Origin of the sequence: Aquabacterium sp. CECT 9606 (assembly GCF_918741295.1) — a bacterium.
Classification (GTDB): domain Bacteria; phylum Pseudomonadota; class Gammaproteobacteria; order Burkholderiales; family Burkholderiaceae_C; genus Aquabacterium.
This window is the reverse complement of the sequence record NZ_CAKKNB010000002.1, coordinates 261784-280023: the sequence shown is the minus strand read 5'-3', so window position 1 is coordinate 280023 and position 18240 is coordinate 261784. Positions and strand designations below refer to the sequence as shown.

General features: G+C 64.1%; 15 protein-coding genes and 1 pseudogene. 13 read left to right on the top strand and 3 right to left on the bottom strand.

The window, feature by feature from the left end; all coding sequences use genetic code 11:
• Positions 1–3 precede the first annotated feature (3 nt).
• The 11 genes and pseudogenes from LQ232_RS09025 to LQ232_RS08975 all read left to right on the top strand — a co-directional run bounded on the left by LQ232_RS09025 (position 4) and on the right by LQ232_RS08975 (position 12738).
• On the top strand, positions 4–693 hold the full coding sequence (locus LQ232_RS09025; RefSeq protein ID WP_230179986.1) for a YafY family protein: 690 nt from the start codon (positions 4–6) through the stop codon (positions 691–693).
• A 73-nt stretch (positions 694–766) separates the two neighbouring features.
• Positions 767–1033 carry a hypothetical protein gene (locus LQ232_RS09020; RefSeq protein ID WP_230179985.1) on the top strand — a complete coding sequence of 89 codons (267 nt, stop codon included), beginning with the start codon at positions 767–769 and terminating at the stop codon, positions 1031–1033.
• Positions 1033–1203 (top strand): DUF3365 domain-containing protein, encoded by a 171-nt coding sequence (locus LQ232_RS09015; RefSeq protein ID WP_230180696.1) that lies wholly within the window; start codon positions 1033–1035, stop codon positions 1201–1203. Before LQ232_RS09020 ends, LQ232_RS09015 begins: the two co-directional genes overlap by 1 nt.
• Positions 1170–1997, top strand: a pseudogene (locus LQ232_RS09010) (methyl-accepting chemotaxis protein); the annotation flags it as partial. The gene LQ232_RS09015 and the pseudogene LQ232_RS09010, both read left to right, overlap by 34 nt.
• Before the next feature lie 213 nt (positions 1998–2210).
• Positions 2211–4034, top strand: coding sequence for a right-handed parallel beta-helix repeat-containing protein (locus tag LQ232_RS09005; RefSeq protein ID WP_230179984.1), 1824 nt, complete (start codon positions 2211–2213; stop codon positions 4032–4034).
• Positions 4035–4140: 106 nt separating this feature from the next.
• Positions 4141–6861, top strand: coding sequence for a leucine--tRNA ligase (gene leuS, locus LQ232_RS09000; RefSeq protein WP_230179983.1), 2721 nt, complete (start codon positions 4141–4143; stop codon positions 6859–6861).
• A gap of 10 nt (positions 6862–6871) precedes the next feature.
• Positions 6872–7456, top strand: coding sequence for an LPS assembly lipoprotein LptE (gene lptE / locus LQ232_RS08995; RefSeq protein ID WP_230179982.1), 585 nt, complete (start codon positions 6872–6874; stop codon positions 7454–7456).
• A 7-nt stretch (positions 7457–7463) separates the two neighbouring features.
• Positions 7464–8531, top strand: coding sequence for a DNA polymerase III subunit delta (gene holA, locus LQ232_RS08990; protein WP_230179981.1), 1068 nt, complete (start codon positions 7464–7466; stop codon positions 8529–8531).
• Positions 8532–8652: 121 nt separating this feature from the next.
• On the top strand, positions 8653–10008 hold the full coding sequence (locus LQ232_RS08985) for a condensation domain-containing protein (RefSeq protein WP_230179980.1): 1356 nt from the start codon (positions 8653–8655) through the stop codon (positions 10006–10008).
• A gap of 121 nt (positions 10009–10129) precedes the next feature.
• The gene (locus LQ232_RS08980) at positions 10130–10321 is read left to right on the top strand and encodes a hypothetical protein (protein ID WP_230179979.1); all 192 of its coding nucleotides are present in this window, start codon (positions 10130–10132) and stop codon (positions 10319–10321) included.
• A 5-nt stretch (positions 10322–10326) separates the two neighbouring features.
• Positions 10327–12738, top strand: coding sequence for an EAL domain-containing protein (locus tag LQ232_RS08975; protein WP_230179978.1), 2412 nt, complete (start codon positions 10327–10329; stop codon positions 12736–12738).
• 11 nt (positions 12739–12749) lie between these two features.
• Here the strand turns inward: LQ232_RS08975 and LQ232_RS08970 are convergent, their stop codons facing one another.
• The 3 genes from LQ232_RS08970 to LQ232_RS08960 all read right to left on the bottom strand — a co-directional run bounded on the left by LQ232_RS08970 (position 12750) and on the right by LQ232_RS08960 (position 14900).
• Positions 12750–13145 (bottom strand): thioredoxin family protein, encoded by a 396-nt coding sequence (locus LQ232_RS08970; RefSeq protein ID WP_230179977.1) that lies wholly within the window; start codon positions 13143–13145, stop codon positions 12750–12752.
• Complete coding sequence (locus tag LQ232_RS08965) at positions 13142–13855, bottom strand: PEP-CTERM sorting domain-containing protein (protein WP_230179976.1); 714 nt, start codon at positions 13853–13855, stop codon at positions 13142–13144. Before LQ232_RS08965 ends, LQ232_RS08970 begins: the two co-directional genes overlap by 4 nt.
• 106 nt (positions 13856–13961) lie before the next feature.
• Complete coding sequence (locus tag LQ232_RS08960) at positions 13962–14900, bottom strand: LysR family transcriptional regulator (protein ID WP_371820156.1); 939 nt, start codon at positions 14898–14900, stop codon at positions 13962–13964.
• A 103-nt stretch (positions 14901–15003) separates the two neighbouring features.
• Here LQ232_RS08960 and LQ232_RS08955 point away from each other — a divergent pair, with 103 nt between their 5' ends.
• Together LQ232_RS08955 and LQ232_RS08950 are read left to right on the top strand one after the other, a co-directional pair.
• Positions 15004–15648 (top strand): NAD(P)-dependent oxidoreductase, encoded by a 645-nt coding sequence (locus tag LQ232_RS08955; RefSeq protein ID WP_230179975.1) that lies wholly within the window; start codon positions 15004–15006, stop codon positions 15646–15648.
• Between the two features lie 129 nt (positions 15649–15777).
• Positions 15778–18240 carry a bifunctional diguanylate cyclase/phosphodiesterase gene (locus tag LQ232_RS08950; protein ID WP_230179974.1) on the top strand — a complete coding sequence of 821 codons (2463 nt, stop codon included), beginning with the start codon at positions 15778–15780 and terminating at the stop codon, positions 18238–18240.

The window sequence follows — 18240 nt, the reverse complement described above, 5'->3', positions numbered from 1 at the left end:
ACCATGCGCCGCGCCGACCGACTCTTCCAACTGTTGCAACTGATGCGGGGCCGCCGCCTGTCCACGGCGGACTGGCTGGCACAGCGCCTGGAAGTGTCGGTGCGCACGGTCTACCGCGATGTGGCCGCCCTGCAGGCGCAGGGCGTGCCCATCGATGGCGAGGCCGGCGTGGGCTACCGCGTGGCGCGCGACTACAACCTGCCCCCGCTCATGTTCACCGCCGAACAAGCCCAGGCCCTGGTGGCGTCGGTGCGCATCGCGCGCAACCGGCTTGACCGGGACCTGGCCGCGCGGGCCGAAGATGCGCTCAGCAAGATTTTGAGCGTGCTGCCCACCGACAGCCGCGCCGCCGCCGACAGCCTGCAACTGCACTCGCTCTCGCGGCCCCACGAGCCGCTGCACCTGGACCGACTGGGCCAGTTGCGCCGGGCCATCGAATCGAAATGCGTGGTCTGCATCCAATACCAGGATGTGAACGGCCAGCCCAGCGACCGCTGGCTGCGGCCCCTGGCCTGCCTGTATTGGGACACCGTCTGGACGCTGTCGGCCTGGTGCGAGCTGCGCGAAGACTTCCGGCAGTTCCGCATCGACCGCATCCAGCAATTGCAGGTCGGCCCGCGCACCTTCGCGGATGAGCCGGGCAAGACCCTGGCGGATTTGTTGCGACAAGTTGGGCGACCTCTGCCCCAGTGACCGCAACGCGGTTCAGCTCGCCTGAAAAGTTGCCGATAACGGGGAAAGACCAGGGGCAAGCGTTAAGCCACCCTTGTGTGTCTGCGCCGAGAAAAACGCCACCCTGCCCCCGCCCGCCACGCTCGTCAAGGCTTTGGGCGAGACCATCGCCAAGGACTACCCGGGCACCGAGCTGCGCCTGCTGTCCAACCACCCCTTTCCCAACCGGGCAAACGGTCGCCAGTTGGACACCTTCCAGAGCGCCGCCCTCGCTGCCCTGGAAAAAGACCCGAAAACCCCCATCCACAGCGTCGAGGAAATCAATGGCCGCCTGTCGTTCGCTACGCCGTGGCCGACGTGATGAAGGAAGGCTGTGTGGCCTGCCACAACAGTCATCCCCAGTCGCCCAAGAGGGACTGGAAGGTCGGCGACGTGCGCGGCCTGATCGAAGTGGTGGCCCCGGTCGATGAAGTGGACAAGAGCATCAGCCAGGCCGGCGCGATGAAGTGGGTCGCCTGTTCACGGCTTTGAACGACATGGTGAGCAAACTGCGTCACACGGTGGGCCAGGTGCGCACCTCGGCCCACAGCCTGCAACACGTCACATCCGAAGTCGCCAATGGCAACGCGGACCTGAGCCAGCGCACGGAACAGACCGCCGCCAACCTGCAGACCACCGCCAGCTCGATGACCCAGCTGACGGCCACCGTCGAGCGCAGCGCCCAGTCGGCCGCCACGGCCAACCAACTGGCCTCCTCGGCAGCGGAAGTCGCGCAGCGGGGAGGTGTCGTCGTCGCCCAGGTGGTCGAGACCATGGACGAGATCTCCGCCAGCTCGCGCAAGATTTCCGACATCATCGGCGTGATCGACGGCATCGCCTTCCAGACCAACATCCTGGCCTTGAACGCGGCGGTGGAAGCCGCCCGCGCCGGTGAGCAAGGCCGTGGCTTTGCCGTGGTGGCCAGCGAGGTGCGCTCACTGGCCCAGCGCAGCGCCGAAGCCGCCCGCGAGATCAAAGCCCTGATCAGCACCTCGGTGGACAAGGTCGAGAACGGCGCCCGGCTGGTTCAGGACGCCGGTGCCACCATGGACGAACTGGTGGCCAGCGTGAACCGCGTCAGCGACATGATCGGCGAGATTTCCGCCGCATCGCACGAGCAGTCGGGCGGGCTCAACCAGGTCAACGGCGCGATCAGCCAGCTCGACCAGATGACCCAGCAGAACGCCGCCTTGGTGGAACAATCGGCCGCCGCGGCCGAAAGCCTGCAGGATCAGGCGGTCAAGCTCACGGACGTGGTGTCCACTTTCCGGCTGGACAAGGTTTGAGTCCGACGGGTGGTCAAGACAATTGCGTGTCATTGCGCCACTGCAATTAAACAACATCCAGGTGCATCGCCTGACGCTAGACTGCTTTTCGAAAATAACATCTTCAGGGAATACATCGGCGTCAGCCCCCGATCGCCAAATTCGGGCAGGCTTGTGAACCATTGAAGATGCTGTTTTCAGCATTCATCTTCAATATGTCCACAGGAATTCACCATGAAGAAGTTTCGACTAGCTTGCGTTCTTTCTCTGGCTCTTTCTCCTATTGCACAAGCCGCCACAATCTACGTGAGCAATACCAGCACCGGAGCCTGCAGCTTGCCTACCACCGGCTGCGGCGGTTATTTCAACCCCTTTAAAAATCTGCGAGAAGCCATTGATTCTGCAGCCGCCGGCGATGACATCGTGGTTTGGGGCACCTCCGCAAATGTCCCCTATTATTTTTATAATCAGGGCACCCCTCAGACCTACATCGGCCAGTCCATGATGGCGATAAGCAAATTTAATTCCTCGACGTTAACCACCACCATACGGGCGCCATCTGGATCGACGTACAAGCCGGTCATCCGCGGCACATTGATTTATAAGAACTGGACGCTCGACTCAACCAATAGTAACGGCTATTTGTACAAAATCTCCTGGACATTAACCCAATACGGCCAAACCACGCCGCAGGAACCCGAGGTCGTTTTCCGTGACTCGCTGCCCGACGGGCAGCGCCAGCTTCAGCAGGTGGGCGGCAAGGTCTTCGGGGACTACGACCCCAGCGCCACCCCGAAAACCACCAATGCTGACCTGTTGGCGGGCGAATCCGGGGTGGTCGGCGGTTTGTGGCCAGGCTACACGCCGTTCATGGGTTTGCTGTCCCTGGCAAAAAACCAATTTTACTATGACCGCGTCGCCAAGGTTCTTTATATCCGGCTGGAAACGCCCTTGGCCACGAACGAAGGCATCGAGGTCGGCGCGTTGCAGTTCATCGCCCAGGGATCGGGCATGAAGAACGTCACCTTCCAGAATTTGATTTTCGAACGCTCGAATACATCGGCCTATTGGCGCGGAGGCGCCGTGCTGACCAGCGGCAATTATCTCAACTTCGATAGTGTCGATTTTCGGGAATCGGATTCACATTGCCTGCAAATCGAAGGCAATAACAACAAAGTGCAGAATTCGACCTTCAAGCGCTGCGGTCAGGTCGGGCTCGTGGCCAACGGTTCAACCAACCTGATCAAGAACAACTATTTCACCGGCAACAACACGGCCAGAAATTTCAATCCGATGTGGGAGGCCGGCCCGACCAAATTCATCGGGAACAACGGGCTGGACAATTCGGAGATCTCCAGCAACGTCATTGCATCCAACAATGGCACGGGGATCTGGCTGGACACCTACAACGACAACAATGTCATCAAAGACAATGTTTCGGCCTACAACACCATTGGCATATTCCTTGAAAATTCCGGTCCGAATACAGTTCAAAACAATGTCATTTTCGGCAACCGCAACCAGGGTATTCAATTACGGGGCAGCCCCAGCACCGTGATCGACAGCAATTTGCTGGTGGGCAATTTGCAGGATGGCGTGTTTGTGCACCCCATTGCCAGCAGCGACGCCGCTTATCCCTCGAGCAACGTTCGGATCTCGAACAATGTCCTGGCTTGGCATGACGAAGCGACCAACAAGAAGCCGGTCTGGGTCCCTCCATCCACGGTCCTGTATGGCAACCGCTATTGCGGCAGCCCCACGGGCACAGGCTCCCTGCACTTCTGGTTGCAGGACTGGAATCCGGACCCCACCCTGGGCTATGCCAACAATGTTTTCACCTGGGCCACCTGGCGCGCACCCAAAGTTTCGGCTTACAACCCCACGGCGCCGGCTTACGACTACAACGCGACCTACCCCAGCGTGATGCAATTGGCATCGCCGCCCAGCCGCGTCTTGAACTGGCAGACCACGCCGGAAACAGGCCTGATCAGCTATCCAGGTGGCGTGGCCACCACGCGATCCTCCGTCCTGGCCATTGTGAATCAGTACTGCCTGTAAGTACCCCTCGGAAAGGGCCATGCGGCCCTTTCTATAATCCAGTCAGTTCACCCATTTCTGCCCGACGCCCTCCCAGGCGCCGGGCCTCTTGTTTTTCCGGCGCACCATGACCTCTTCTACAACGCCCCCCGCACCTGCCGACCAGCAGTCCTACGATCCCAGCACGGTCGAAGCACGGGCCCAGCAGCACTGGAACGAGCGCGACGCCTACCGCGTCACCGAAGACAAGAACAAGAAGCCCTTCTACGCCTGCTCCATGCTGCCCTACCCCAGCGGCAAGCTGCACATGGGCCACGTGCGCAACTACACGATCAACGACATGCTCACGCGCCACCTGCGCATGAACGGTCACAACGTGCTGATGCCCATGGGCTGGGACGCCTTCGGCCTGCCCGCCGAGAACGCCGCCTTCAAGAACAAGGTGCCGCCCGCGCAATGGACCTACGACAACATCGCTTACATGAAGAAGCAGATGAAGGCGATGGGCCTGGCGATCGACTGGTCGCGCGAGGTCGCCACCTGCCAGCCGTCGTACTACAAGTGGAACCAGTGGCTGTTCCTGAAGATGCTGGAAGCCGGCATCGCCGAGCGCCGCACACAAACCGTGAACTGGGACCCGGTCGACCAGACCGTGCTGGCCAACGAGCAGGTGATCGACGGCAAGGGCTGGCGCTCGGGCGCGCCCGTTGAAAAGCGTGAGATCCCTGGCTACTACCTGAACATCGTCAAATACGCGGATGAGCTGCTGAGCGCGGTGGCCAACCCCGAAGACCCGAACTACCTGTCCGGCTGGCCCGAGCGCGTGCGCGTGATGCAGGAAAACTGGATCGGCAAGAGTGAAGGCGTGCGCTTCGCGTTCAAGCACGACATCCGGGGTACTGATGGTGCCTTGATCAACCACGGCCAGCTGTGGGTCTTCACCACGCGCGCCGACACCATCATGGGCGTGACCTTCTGCGCCGTGGCGCCCGAGCACCCCCTGGCCACGCACGCGGCCGCATCCAACCCCAAGCTGCAGGCCTTCATCGAAGAATGCCAGACCGGCGGCACCACCGAAGCCGAGCTGGCCACGCAAGAAAAGAAGGGCCAGCCCACGGGCCTGTTCGTCAAACACCCCTTGACCGGCGACCAGGTCGAGGTCTGGGTCGGCAACTACGTGCTGATGTCTTATGGCGACGGCGCCGTGATGGGCGTGCCCGCACACGACGAGCGCGACTTCGCGTTCGCCAAGAAGTACGGCATCGCGATCAAGCAAGTGATCGCCGTGGAAGGCGAGGCCTTCGACACCGCCGCCTGGAAGGACAGCTACGGCGACAAGCAAAAGGGCGTGTGCGTCAACAGCGGCGTGCTCAACGGACTCGCCCACAAAGAGGCCGTGAACAAGGTCGCCGAACTGCTGTCCGCCCAGGGCATCGGCGAGAAGAAAACCACCTGGCGCCTGCGCGACTGGGGCATCAGCCGCCAGCGCTACTGGGGCACGCCCATCCCCATCATCCACTGTGGTGATTGCGGCCCCGTGCCCGTGCCCGAGAAAGACCTGCCCGTGGTTCTGCCCGAAGACGTGGTGCCCGATGGCAGCGGCAACCCGCTCAAGTTGCGCCCCGACTTCCTGAACGTGGGCTGCCCGAAGTGCGGCAAGCCGGCCCAGCGCGAAACCGACACCATGGACACCTTCGTGGATTCGTCCTGGTACTTCCTGCGCTACACCGCCGCGGACAACGCATCGAGCATGGTCGACGAGCGCACCGAGTACTGGATGGGCGCGGCCAACGCCCCCGGCGACCGTGGCATGGACCAGTACATCGGTGGCATCGAACACGCCATCCTGCACCTGCTGTACGCGCGCTTCTGGACCAAGGTGATGCGTGACCTGGGACTGACCAAGGTCGACGAGCCCTTCAAGAAACTGCTGACGCAGGGCATGGTGCTCAACCACATCTACTCGCGCAAGACCGCGCAGGGCGGCGTCGAGTACTTCTGGCCGCACGAGGTCGAGAACGTGATGGACGACGGCGGCAAAGTCGTCGTGGGCGCCAAGCTCAAGTCCGATGGCTCGATGGTGGATTACGGCGGCATCGGCACCATGTCCAAGTCCAAGAACAACGGCGTGGACCCGCAGGAGCTGATCGAGCAATACGGCGCCGACACGGCCCGCCTGTTTGTCATGTTCGCCTCGCCACCCGAACAGACGCTGGAATGGAATGATTCGGGCGTGGAAGGCGCGCACCGCTTCATCAAGCGCGTGTGGAACTTCGTGACGCGCAATGCCGAGCTGATCAAGCCCGGCTTCGACGTGGACCGCACGCAGCCCGTGGCCTTTTCAGACGAGGCCAAGACCCTGCGCCGCGAGATCCACCACATCCTGCGCCAGGCCAATTACGACTACGAGCGCATGCAGTACAACACCGTGGTGTCGGCGCTCATGAAGATGCTGAACACGCTGGAAGCCGCCAAGCTGCCCGCCACACCTGAGAACAGCGCCGCCTTGGCCGAATGCGTGAGCATCCTGCTGCGCCTGCTGGCCCCCGTGTGTCCGCACATCAGCCACGTGCTGTGGACCGACCTGGGCTACGTCGCCTGCTGTGGCGAGCTGCTGGACGTGGCCTGGCCCGGTGTGGATGAGACCGCCCTGGTGCAAGATGAGATCGAGCTGATGCTGCAGGTGAACGGCAAGCTGCGCGGTTCGATCAAGGTCAGTGCCACCGCCGACAAGGCCGCCATCGAAGCCGCCGCCCTGGCCAGCGAAGACGTGGCCAGGTTCAGCGAAGGCAAGCCGCCCAAGAAGATCATCGTGGTGCCCGGCCGCCTGGTCAACGTGGTGGTGTAAGGTGCCCAACATGAACCGCCGCACCTTCACCTTGTCCCTCCTGGCCTTGTCGGCCAGTGCTGCCGTGGTCGGCCTGTCCGGCTGCGGCTTCGAGTTGCGCCGTGCGCCCAACCTGGCCTTCAAGAGCGTGCAGTTGGCGGGGTTTGCCGCCAACTCGCCGCTCGCGGCCGAGCTGGCCAAGGCCCTCGAAGACGCTGGCGTCTCGGTGGTCGAAAGCACGGCCGCCGCGGCGGCGCAACAGAACGTACCGGCCAGCGGCGCCGCGTCCAGCCCGCGCATCCTGAGCACGCACGTGGTGCTGCAAGCCTTGTCGGACACCCGTGAGCAGGCCGTCGCCTCCATCACCGCCTTCAGCCAGGTGCGTGACTTGTCCTTGCGCACCCGCTTCAGGTTCCAGCTCACGCGCGCCGATGGCACCCTGCTGATCCTGCCCACCGAGCTGCTGCTGACCAACGACCTGCCCTACAACGAAAAAGACGCCCTGGCCAAGATCGACGAATCGGCCGCCATGCACCGCGCCATGCAGACCGACATCGTCCAGCAGGTCATGCGCCGCTTGGCCGTCGTCCGGCCCGAACAACTGGCCACGCCCTGACCCGAGCATGCAACTGCGCCTGGACCAACTGGCCGCCCACCTGAGCAAGGTCGGGCCCAGCGGCCTCAAGCCTATCTACACCGTCTACGGCGACGAGCCCCTGCTTGCCCAAGAAGCGCTGGACACCCTCCGCGCGGCGGGCCGCGTGGCGGGCTACACCGAGCGGCAGGTGCACACCGTGTCGGGCGCTTATTTCGACTGGTCCAGCCTGCTCGGCGCGGGCAGCGCCATGTCCCTGTTCGGCGACAAGCAGTTGATGGAGATCCGCATTCCCTCCGGCAAGCCCGGCAAGGATGGCTCCGTGGCCCTGCAAAGCTATTGCGAGCGCCACGCCAACGACGACAGCGTGCTCACCGTCATCACCCTGCCCCGGCTGGACAAAACCCAGACCACCAGCGCCTGGTTCACTGCGCTCGACAACGCTGGCGTGACCCTGCGCTGCGACCCCATCGAGCGCAACGCCCTGCCCTTGTGGATCGCCCAGCGACTGTCCGCCCAAGGTCAGCAGGTCGAACCCGGCGAGGCTGGCCAACGCGCCTTGGCCTTTTTCGCCGACCGGGTCGAGGGCAACCTGCTGGCCGCCCACCAGGAAGTCGCCAAGCTTGGTTTGCTGCACCCGCCTGGGGTCATCACCATCGATCAGATCGAAGAAGCCGTGGTCGACGTGGCCCGCTTCAACGTCTTCAAGCTCAGCGACGCGGTGCTGTCGGGCCAGGTGCAACGCACCCTGCGCATGATCGATGGCCTGCACGCCGAAGGCGAAGCCGCCGTGCTGGTGCACTGGGCTTTGTCGGAAGAGATCATGGCCCTGCACCGCAGCCGTGCCGCCCTGGACGCCGGCAAGCCCCTGCCCATGGTGCTGCGTGAGCAGCGTGTCTGGGGCCCGCGCGAGCGCCTGTTTGAGCGCGTGCTGCCGCGCCTGAAAAGCCCCAACCTGGCCCGCCTGGTGACCGCCGCCAGCACGGTCGATGGCATCGTGAAGGGCCTGCGCCACCCCCAGTGGCCGGAAGACCCCTGGGAAGCCTTGCGCCGCCTGGCCCTGATGCTCTGCCGTCAGCTCGCGCCCCAGCACTGAACGCCTTGGTGCGCCGCAGCATCGCCTGAATTGGCCATGCTTGCGCTGGAAAATCCGCACGCCGGCCCCTTGGGCCGCTTGTTATATTGCGGAACGACTGGCATTAAAAAGAAAGCATCCCTTGAGCGACGCCACCTTGGTTCCCCTGAACCGATCCGAGCACATGTACTGGGCCGGAGAAGGCTACCTCGGCCCCATCAACATGCCTTTCATGATGCGCTTCGACCGCCCAGTCGACGAGGCCCTGTTGAGGCAAGCCCTGCGCGAGTTGACCACCGCCTACCCGCGCATGCGAGGGGTGATCGTGCCCACCGCCTTCACCTACAAGCTGCGCATCCTGCCCGATGACCTGTGGCTGGACCAGCTCTTCGACGACGCCTACCGCGTGCAACCCGGCATCGACGCCAGTTCACGCGCCGCGCTGGAGCACTTCCACAGCGCCTTCCTCAACGAGCCCTTGTCACTGGAACGCGGCCTGCCCTGGCGCGCCCGTTTCATCCCGCACGAGACCACGCCCCTCCTGGTGTTTTCCGTGCACCACATCATCGGCGATGGCCGCTCGATCGTGCACATGTTGGCGGCGCTGCTCGGCCGGCTCAGCGGCCAGCCCATCAAGGGCTTGCCACTCGAATCATCCAGCATGGTGGCCGCCGTCACGCCACACAAGTGGACGCAGTGGCCGGCCAGCATCCAGGGCTGGTGGCGCAACAAAAAACGTGATGAGCAAGGCAGCCGCGGCCAGAAGATCATCACCCTGGCGAGCCGCCGCAGCGAGCGCTACACCACCACCAGCGTCCGCTACCACGCGCTGCCCTGCACCTCGGACCAGCTCAAGGTGATCGCCAAGCAGACCGGCACCACCGTCAACAACTTGGTCGTCGCGGTGATGGCCAATGCTTTCCTCACGCTGGAGCCCCACAACCCGCAGGCGGTGTCGGCCATCCGGATTTCGGTCGATTTGCGACGCTATTTCCCGGAAGGAAAGCAGCCCGAGTTCGGCAACTTCGTGTCCTCGTTCACGGTGCGCTCTGGCGCGAAAGACACCTTGGCCGCGCAAGTCCAGTCGGTCGAGAGCCAGGTCAAGGATCACCTGTCACGGTACGAAAGACGTGAGTACGCACTTCCTCTCATGTTCTACGAAATCCTGCCCTGGATGGGCCGCACGCTGTACAGCCACTTCATCGTGAAGTCCAAGGCCAAGGGCTCGCTGCCGGTGCTCAGCTGCCACTTCACCAACCTGGGCAACGTCGAAGCCATCCACCCGAAAGACGCCCAGGCGCGCTTCACCGAAATCTGGCCCGCCACGCTCAGCACGGCCTTGCTGCTGGCCCTGGTCAACTTGGGCGGCAAGCTGTTTTTCACCGTGGCGTTCCAAAACGACGAAACTGACGAAAGCGCGGTGCAGGACTTCTTCCAGCGCCTGGACCAGCAGTTCCGGCACATCACCTCAGCGCCACCGCCAAACCCCGCTGCGTGACAGCCGTCACGATCTGAAGGGCCCCGCACCGCCATGACCACGCACAAGCCCATCAAGACCTCACCGCCAATGCCGATATTCCATGGGTCGGATAAAGATCTCTGGAGCAATGAGGCGCGGTATGAAACAGCAGTTCGATCAAGTCAGTGCAGGCGCCAAAGCCCCCGCGACTTCGCGCTCGACCAGGCTGGCCTCACCGCCCACTGCCGCCAGCCATCCCGGCAAGACCGTGACCACGCCAGCACCCACCAGTGGCGCCTGGCTGTCCGAAGCCCTCAAGCTCTGGTGCACTGAGCCCCACACCGCCCGCTGACCCTCATGCTGCCCGCCTTCTTCAACCCACGTCGCCTGCAGGCCCGCATCGTGGCGGTTTACCTGGGTTTGCTGATCGTGGTGCAGGCTGTGAGCTACTGGTTCATCCAGGACAGCATCGATCGCAACGCCCGCGCCTCCATCCACACTGAATTGCTGACCGGCGAGAAAGTGTTCCTGCGCCTGCTCAGCCAGAACGCCGACAACCTGGCCCAGGCCACGCGCGTGCTGTCGGCCGACTACGGCTTTCGCTCGGCGGTGGCCACCGGTGACCAGGAGACCTTGCGGTCAGCCCTGCTCAACCACGGAGACCGCATCAAGGCCAGCGCCGCCGTCTTCACCGACGACCAATTCAATGTGCGGGCCAGCACCATCCAGTCGCCCGATCATTTCTTGGCGGCCGTGCAGCGCTATGCGCGCCAATCCGTGGCCGCCGGCAGCGACCAGCGCCAGGTCGAGATCATCGATGGCCAGCCGTACCAGATCGTGGCCGTGCCCGTGCGTGCACCCGCCATCATCGGCTGGGTGGGCATGGGCTTTCCCATTGGCGACAAGCTCTTGTCCGACATGAAAGGCCTGTCTGGCCTGGACGTGTCGCTGCTGCTGCGCAAGCCCGATGGCGACTGGCGTGTGAGCCTGGCCACCCTGCAACCCAAGGACTGGCCTGCGCTGGCCACGGCCTGGACGCGGCCCACCAGCGATGGCGGCAGCGGCCTGACCTTGCAAGTGGCCAACGCCGAGTACAGCGGCCACCAACTCATCCTGCCAGGGTCGCCCGGCCAGCCCCCCGTCACCGCCCTGCTGATGCGCTCGGTGGACCAAGCCCTGGCGCCCTACATGGAGCTGAAGCTGACCTTGCTGCTGCTCAGCGCCGTCGGCATCGCGGTGTTCGGCTTTGGCAGCTATGTCACGGCGCGGCGCATCACCACGCCTTTGCGCATCTTGTCCAACTCGGCCCGCCGGCTGGAGCGTGGTGATTACGGCGCCGAGGTGAAGATGTCCTCGCGCGATGAGATCGGCGAGCTGGCCCAGTCTTTCGAGACCATGCGCCAGGCCATCCAGACCCGCGAAGGCGAGATCCGCCGTCTGGCTTACCAGGATGCGCTGACCGACCTGCCCAACCGCGAACAGTTCCGCCACGACCTGCGCCAGGCCATCGTGCGGGCCAAGGAAGAAAACACCCCTTGCACCGTGCTGCTGCTGGACATGGACCGTTTCAAGCACGTCAACGACGTGCTGGGCCACCGCTTTGGCGACCGCCTGCTGCGCTCCGTGGCCGAACGCCTGACCACCGAAGTGCTGGGCGAGCGCGACGTGCTGGCCCGCCTGGGCGGCGACGAGTTCGCCATCTTGTTGCAAGGCACCAGCTCGCAAAAAGCCTACCCCGTGTCGCAGCGCATCCTGCGCGCGTTCGAGCGCCCCATCACCCTGGACGACCACACGGTCGACTTGAGCGCTGGCATCGGCATCGCGAGCGCCCCCGAACATGGCCTGGAAGCCGACACCCTGCTCAGCCGCGCCGAGGTGGCCATGTACGCCGCCAAGCAGCAGCAGGCCGGCACCGTCACCTACCATCCGGGCCTGGATTCGACCAGCGAAGAGTCGCTCACCCTGCTGAGCGAGTTGCGCTACGCCGTCGACAACCACCAGCTGCGCCTGTACCTGCAACCCAAAATCAGCCTGCACACCGGCCAGTGCATTGGCGCCGAAGCCCTGATGCGGTGGGAACACCCCACCCGTGGCATCGTGCCGCCCATGCGCTTCATCCCGTTTGCTGAGCAGACTGGTTTTGTGCGCGTGCTCACCGCGTGGATCACCGAGCAGGCGGCCATCGTCAGCAAGTCGCTCAGCGACGCGGGCATGCCGCTCAAGATCGCCATCAACCTGTCAACCCGCGACCTGATGGACCAGGAGCTGCCTGCCAAGCTGGACAAGCTGCTCAGCCAGCATGGCGTCAACCCCGCGATGCTGGTGATGGAGATCACCGAAAGCGCCATCATGGACGACCCGCAACGCGCGCTGGTCACCTTGAACAAGCTGCACGCCATGGGCCTGAAACTGTCGATCGACGACTTCGGCACCGGCTATTCATCGCTGGCCTATCTGAAGCGCTTGCCGGTGGACGAGCTCAAGATCGACAAGTCCTTCGTGATGAACATGGAAAGCGACTTGCAAGACGCCAAGATCGTGCGTTCCACGGTCGATCTGGCCCACAACCTGGGCCTGACCGTGGTGGCCGAAGGCGTCGAGAACGCCAAGTCCTGGAAGCTGCTGGCCGGCCTGTCGTGTGACGAAGCCCAGGGCTTCCTGATCTCGCGCCCGATGCCCTGCGAGCACTTCGCCAACTGGGTGCGCGGCTGGACCCCGCCCGACACATCGCACGAATGGCTGGGCACTGAATTCGCGGCGATGATCTGAGGTCGAAGGCCCTAGCGGCCCGACCGCAATGCGCGGGCCAGCGCCTCATAGGCCTGGAGCTGATCAGCCGGCATGTGGCGGGCCACTGACGAAGCCTGGTTTGCCAACAATGCTTCGATCAAGCGCTGCGCGTCACCCAGACGAGGCAACACCGGCCCCGCGAACAACACCTGGCCTTCCTGAGCCACCAACAGCGTGGGGAAAGTTTCCACATCGATGTCACCCACCAGGTCTGACTCGTCCTCGATGTCGATCCAGCGGTAGCGGTGCCCGGGCATGGCCGCTTGAAGCGCCTTGAACATGGGCTCGTATTCGCCACAGGTGCCACACCAGGCGGCACACAGGCACACCACATCCAACTGGGTCAAAGTGGTGCTCAGCGGGCTGGGGTCAGGGGCATGGTTCATCGCTCCCAATAATATATAGCCCCTGTCCCCGCATTCATGACACGCCGTCGCCATGACCGCGCGCCCAGCACCATGCCAAGCCCGCCAACCGCCAGAGCCCAGACACCTGGTTCGGGCACTGGCGTGGGGAAGGTGCCCTTGTAGATGGCATCAGCGGTGTGCACCCCCTTCACATTGAACACGTAGGTCTTGTAGGTGGGGTTGGCGGGCGTGCCCTTGAGCAGGCTGGCGTACGCGTCGCGGTGCTGATCCGCAAAATTGGGCTTGAGCGGGTGTGCGAGCATTTCCCAACTCTGGTCGCCTCCACCAGGCTGCCTGACCAGGTCATTGCCCAGGTTGATCTTCAAGTCAAATTTGTAGAGGCCGCCTTCATCGGCATCCCCCGCGTGCGGCGCGGTGGTGTGCAGGAAGCTGCCCTTGATCACGACCTGCGCCCCCCGGTCAGGCATGATGGTTTCGTTGAACAGGTCGATCTTGAGCTTCCAGAAATTGCCGGTGAAGGTGCCCGGGAAGTTCTGGTCGGACAAAGGGTTGTAGCCCCCGAACTTGACCGGCTGATTGGAGGTGAGCTTGAACTCGCCGACCTCTTTGGCGTCCTCGACCCACTCGCAGGTGAAGAAGCGGCCACAGCCCACGGCAGCCGCATGGCTGGCAGGAGAGGCAACAGCGGTCAGCGCGCAGGCCAACAAGGGCAATAGCTTGAGTTCCATGGCAGTCCTTTCCAGGAAAGATGATTCCGCTAGATCGTGCTGTGACCCACATTGGCCAGCACGATCGCCTTTGATTTTGCTGGCGCCCCATCGGTCTGCGCCATCCCTATGAATGCAGTCCCTCCTGGCGTGGCACATGAACCGAATCCGGCCATTGCGCCATGTGCGCCAGCAAAGCCTCCAGCGCCAGCCGCACCTTGGCCGGCTGTGCGCCACGCTGCGGCGTCAAGGCGTAGATGGGCAAAGGTGGCAGCGACCAGCCGGGCAGCACGGGCACCACGCGGCCTTCGCGCAGGGTGTCCACCGTGTCGTGCGCGGCCAGCACGGCCACACCCAGGCCGGCCTCGCACATGTGCTGCACCCACGATTGGCTGTTGCTGCTCAGGCGGCTGCGCCAGGCGGGCTTGACGGACACGGCCCGGCCCACCGGGTCCAGCAGGTTCAAGTGCGGCGCCACCCGGCCCGTGTTGAGCTGCACGGCATCGTGTTGAGCCAGGTCATCAGGGTGCACCGGGATGCCATGGCGGGCAAGGTAGCTGGGCGCCGCGCACAACTGCATGCGCAAGTGCCCCAGCGGCTGGGCCACCCAGTTGGAATCGGGCAGGCGCCCAAAGCGCAGGGCCAGGTCCATGCGCTCGGCCACCAGGTCGGTGTGGGCATCGTCGGCCAGCAAATGCAGGCCCAACTGTGGGTGGTGCTGCAGCAATGGCTTCAGGGCATCGCCCAGCATGCGTGCAAAGCCGGCGGGCACGGTCATGCGCAACTCACCCACCGGTGCATCGCGCATCTCCAGCAGGGTCTGGCCCGCGCGCCGGGCGGCGGCCACCATCTCAGCGCAGCCTTCATGAAAGCGCTGGCCGGCGGTGGTCAGGGCCACCTGCCGGGTCGAGCGCGCCAGCAGCGTCATGCCCACTTCCCGCTCCAGCGCGCGAATCTGCTGGCTGACCGCCGAGGTGGTGGTGCCCAATGCCCGGGCGGCGGCGCCGAAAGAGCCTTGCTCCACCACGGCGGCAAATGTGGCCATGCGCTTGAGTTGATCGATCACGTTTGTGCAGTTTTTCTAAACAATGAAAACCTATTTTGAGGACTTCCCCTGTGATTGTGAAGTTCGTATCGTGGAGACATCGCAACGCAACGGAGAAATCACCATGAAGATCGCATTGATTGGCGCCACGGGTTTTGTCGGATCAGCCGTCCTGGCCGAGCTGCTGCAGCGTGACCACCAGGTCACCGTGCTGGCCCGCCACCCCGCCAAGCTCACCCCGGCCCCCGGCCTCACCGTGGTCCAGGCCGATGCGCAAAACGCCGCCGAAGTCGCCCAAGCCGTCCAAGGCCATGATGCGGTGGTCAGCGCCTACAACCCCGGCTGGGCCGTGCCCGACCTGCACGACCAGTTCCTGCGGGGCGCGCGCGCCATCGTCTCGGGCGTCAAGGCCGCCGGCATCAAACGCCTCCTGGTGGTGGGTGGCGCAGGCAGCCTGTTCGTCGCCCCCGGCGTGCAATTGGTCGACACGCCGGAGTTCCCCGCCGAGTGGAAGCAAGGCGCTCTGGCCGCGCGCCAGGCCCTGACCGAGTTGCAGACCGAATCCTCGCTGGACTGGAGCTTTGTCTCGCCCCCGATTCTTCTGGAGCCCGGCGAGCGCACAGGCCACTATCGGCTGGGCAGCAACGAACCCCTGCAGGACAGCGCGGGCGGTCCGGGTCGCATCTCTACCACCGACCTCGCCGTGGCGATCGTGGACGAACTGGAGAAAGCCCGGCATCTGCGGCAACGTTTCACGGTTGCGCACTGAACATCAAATGGGGCAATCAGGCAGGCCCTCAAGTCAGTTTCGTGCGGGCCGATATGAGTGGGGCCACAGTGTCGTTGCAAGGGGTGCATTGCTCGACACAGCGTCATCCACTTGAGGGGCCCCACGCCAATGCACTCGCTGAACGCCACCACGAAGAACCGCCTTGATGCCCAATCCCACTGGGACCGGGCGCAGACCATGGCCCACATCGGCTCCCTGGAGTTCGACTTCGTGGGCCAGATTTCTTTCGTGTCACCGCGCCTGTGCGAGATGCTGGGCCAGCCCGCGGGCTGGGCCCCCTCGGTTGTCGAGCTGCTGCGCCTGCACCCCGAGCACGAGCGGGACAACATCCACCAGCTGTGGCGCGGGGCCTTCAAGCACCGGCGCACGCACCTTCAGTACCAATGCTCGGTGGTCCATGGCGGGCAGACCCGCCACCTGCACTACCAGGGCGAGATCAGCTACTCGGACGATGGCGAACCCATCACCTTGTTCGCCGTGGTGCAAGACCTGACCCAGCACAAGCAGAGCGAGGCCCTGCTGCAAGCCGGCAGCAACCTCAAGGCCCTGGAAGATGCCACCCCCGACACCATTGCCCACTTTGACCTGGAGTGCCGGCGCACCTATGTGAACCCGGCCATGCTGCGCCTGAGCGGTGTGCCCGCCGAAGCCTTTCTGGGCCGCCGCCCCACCGACGATTCAAGCAGCGAGCAGGCGCGAGAACTGGAAGCCGAACTGCGCAAATGCATGAGCGAAGGGCGCCGTGGCCGCCACCTGTACACCTACTACTACTTCAATGAGCGCGGCATGATCCGCGGCATCGCCGACCTGGCCATCGTGCCCACGCGCAATGCGCAAGGCGAGGTGATCGGGGCCTTCACCATTGGCCGCGACATCTCCGCGCTCAAGGAGGCGCAAGGCCAGTTGGAAGACGCGCAGCGCATGGCCCCCATCGGCCACTGGAGCCTGGACCTGGTGCTCAAGCAAGCGCAGATCAGCAGCGTGGGCCGCGATCTGCTGGGCCTGCCGGCCGAGGCCGACTTCAGCTTCAACCAGCTGGTCGAGCAATTCCCGGCGGGACAGGTCAGTGGTGTGGTCGAGGCCTACCGCCAGGCCGTTGAACAGCAGCGCACCGAGTTCCACCACGACCACAGTCTGACGGGCGCCAATGGCTCGCTCAACGAGTTGCACAGCTGGGTCCGCATCGAGTACACGGACAAGGGCCGGCCCGTGCGGGTGATGGGCGTGACGCAAGACCTCACGGCCTTGAAGACATTGGAGCGCCAGACCCACCAACTGGCCTACTACGACGCCCTGACGCATCTGCCCAACCGCGCCATGCTGCGCAATGCCTTGCAGCAGGCCATCTCGGACTCGACCCGCCACCAGCTCACCTTTGGCCTGGTGATCCTGGGCATCGACCACTTCCAAAAGGTCAACGATTCACTGGGGCAACCCACGGGCGATGCCTTGCTCAAAGCCATCGCCAGCCGTTTGGGACAACACCTGCGCGGCTACGACACGGTGGCGCGCATTGGCGGTGACGAGTTCGCGATCGTGGTGCCCAAGATCCGCCAGGCGCTGGACGTGGGCGCGACCTTGAGCCATTTGAAGAACGCTTTCCGCGCGCCCATCCACCTGGCCGACACCGAGATCATGGTGACGGCCAGCGCCGGCATCGCCGTCTTCCCGTTCGATGGGGTGGCCGCCACCGAGTTGATCGCGCATGCGGACGCGGCCATGCACCACGCCAAGCGTTGCGGCCGCGACAACTTCCAGTACTACTCGCCCGAACTGACCAGCAGCGCGCGCGAACGCCTGAAGATTGAAAGCGACTTGCGCAAGGCCGTGGTCCGCTCCGAGCTGGAGCTGTTCTACCAACCCAAGGTGGACCTGATGACCGGCGAGATGGTGGGCGCCGAAGCCCTGATGCGCTGGCGCCACCCCACGCGCGGCCTGGTGCCGCCTGACCAGTTCATCAGCATCGCCGAAGACACGGGCCTGATCCTGGGCATGAGCGAATGGGCCTTGCACACGGCCTTTGCGGCCACCCACCGGTGGAACGAGCACGCCGCCAAGCCTTTGAAGATCGCGGTGAACCTGTCGCCCAAGCAGTTTTACAACAACGACCTGGTGGCCACGATCTACGCGGCCATGGAGGCCACCGGTTGCAAGCCCGAGTGGATCGAGCTGGAGATCACCGAGAGCCTGCTGCTCAACGACCCCACCGAGGTGCGCTCAACGCTGCAGCGCCTGCACCACATGGGCATCAGCATCGCCATTGATGACTTTGGCACGGGCTACTCGTCGCTGTCCTATCTGTCTCGCTTTCCGGTGGACGTGCTCAAGATCGACCGGTCCTTCATCCGCGAACTCACCACCAACCCCGACAGCGCCGCCCTGGTGCAGGCCATCGTCAGCCTGGCGCGCGGCCTGCGCATGACGCTGGTGGCCGAAGGCGTGGAGACCGGCGCGCAGCGCGATGAGCTCAAAGCCTTGGGCTGCGAGCTGGCACAGGGCTACCTGTACAGCAAGCCCGTGCCCGTGGAGCAGTTCGACACCTTGATCACCGACTGGCAAGCACCGGCCTGA

Bases quoted from the DNA above. Each gene is read 5' to 3' on its own strand.
- LQ232_RS09025 (WP_230179986.1), top strand. From the start codon at position 4: ATGCGCCGCGCCGACCGACTCTTCCAACTGTTGCAACTGATGCGGGGC.
- LQ232_RS09015 (WP_230180696.1), top strand. From the start codon at position 1,033: ATGAAGGAAGGCTGTGTGGCCTGCCACAACAGTCATCCCCAGTCGCCC.
- LQ232_RS09005 (WP_230179984.1), top strand. From the start codon at position 2,211: ATGAAGAAGTTTCGACTAGCTTGCGTTCTTTCTCTGGCTCTTTCTCCT.
- leuS (WP_230179983.1), top strand. From the start codon at position 4,141: ATGACCTCTTCTACAACGCCCCCCGCACCTGCCGACCAGCAGTCCTAC.
- lptE (WP_230179982.1), top strand. From the start codon at position 6,872: ATGAACCGCCGCACCTTCACCTTGTCCCTCCTGGCCTTGTCGGCCAGT.
- holA (WP_230179981.1), top strand. From the start codon at position 7,464: ATGCAACTGCGCCTGGACCAACTGGCCGCCCACCTGAGCAAGGTCGGG.
- LQ232_RS08980 (WP_230179979.1), top strand. From the start codon at position 10,130: ATGAAACAGCAGTTCGATCAAGTCAGTGCAGGCGCCAAAGCCCCCGCG.
- LQ232_RS08975 (WP_230179978.1), top strand. From the start codon at position 10,327: ATGCTGCCCGCCTTCTTCAACCCACGTCGCCTGCAGGCCCGCATCGTG.
- LQ232_RS08970 (WP_230179977.1), bottom strand. From the start codon at position 13,145: ATGAACCATGCCCCTGACCCCAGCCCGCTGAGCACCACTTTGACCCAG.
- LQ232_RS08965 (WP_230179976.1), bottom strand. From the start codon at position 13,855: ATGGAACTCAAGCTATTGCCCTTGTTGGCCTGCGCGCTGACCGCTGTT.
- LQ232_RS08955 (WP_230179975.1), top strand. From the start codon at position 15,004: ATGAAGATCGCATTGATTGGCGCCACGGGTTTTGTCGGATCAGCCGTC.
- LQ232_RS08950 (WP_230179974.1), top strand. From the start codon at position 15,778: ATGCACTCGCTGAACGCCACCACGAAGAACCGCCTTGATGCCCAATCC.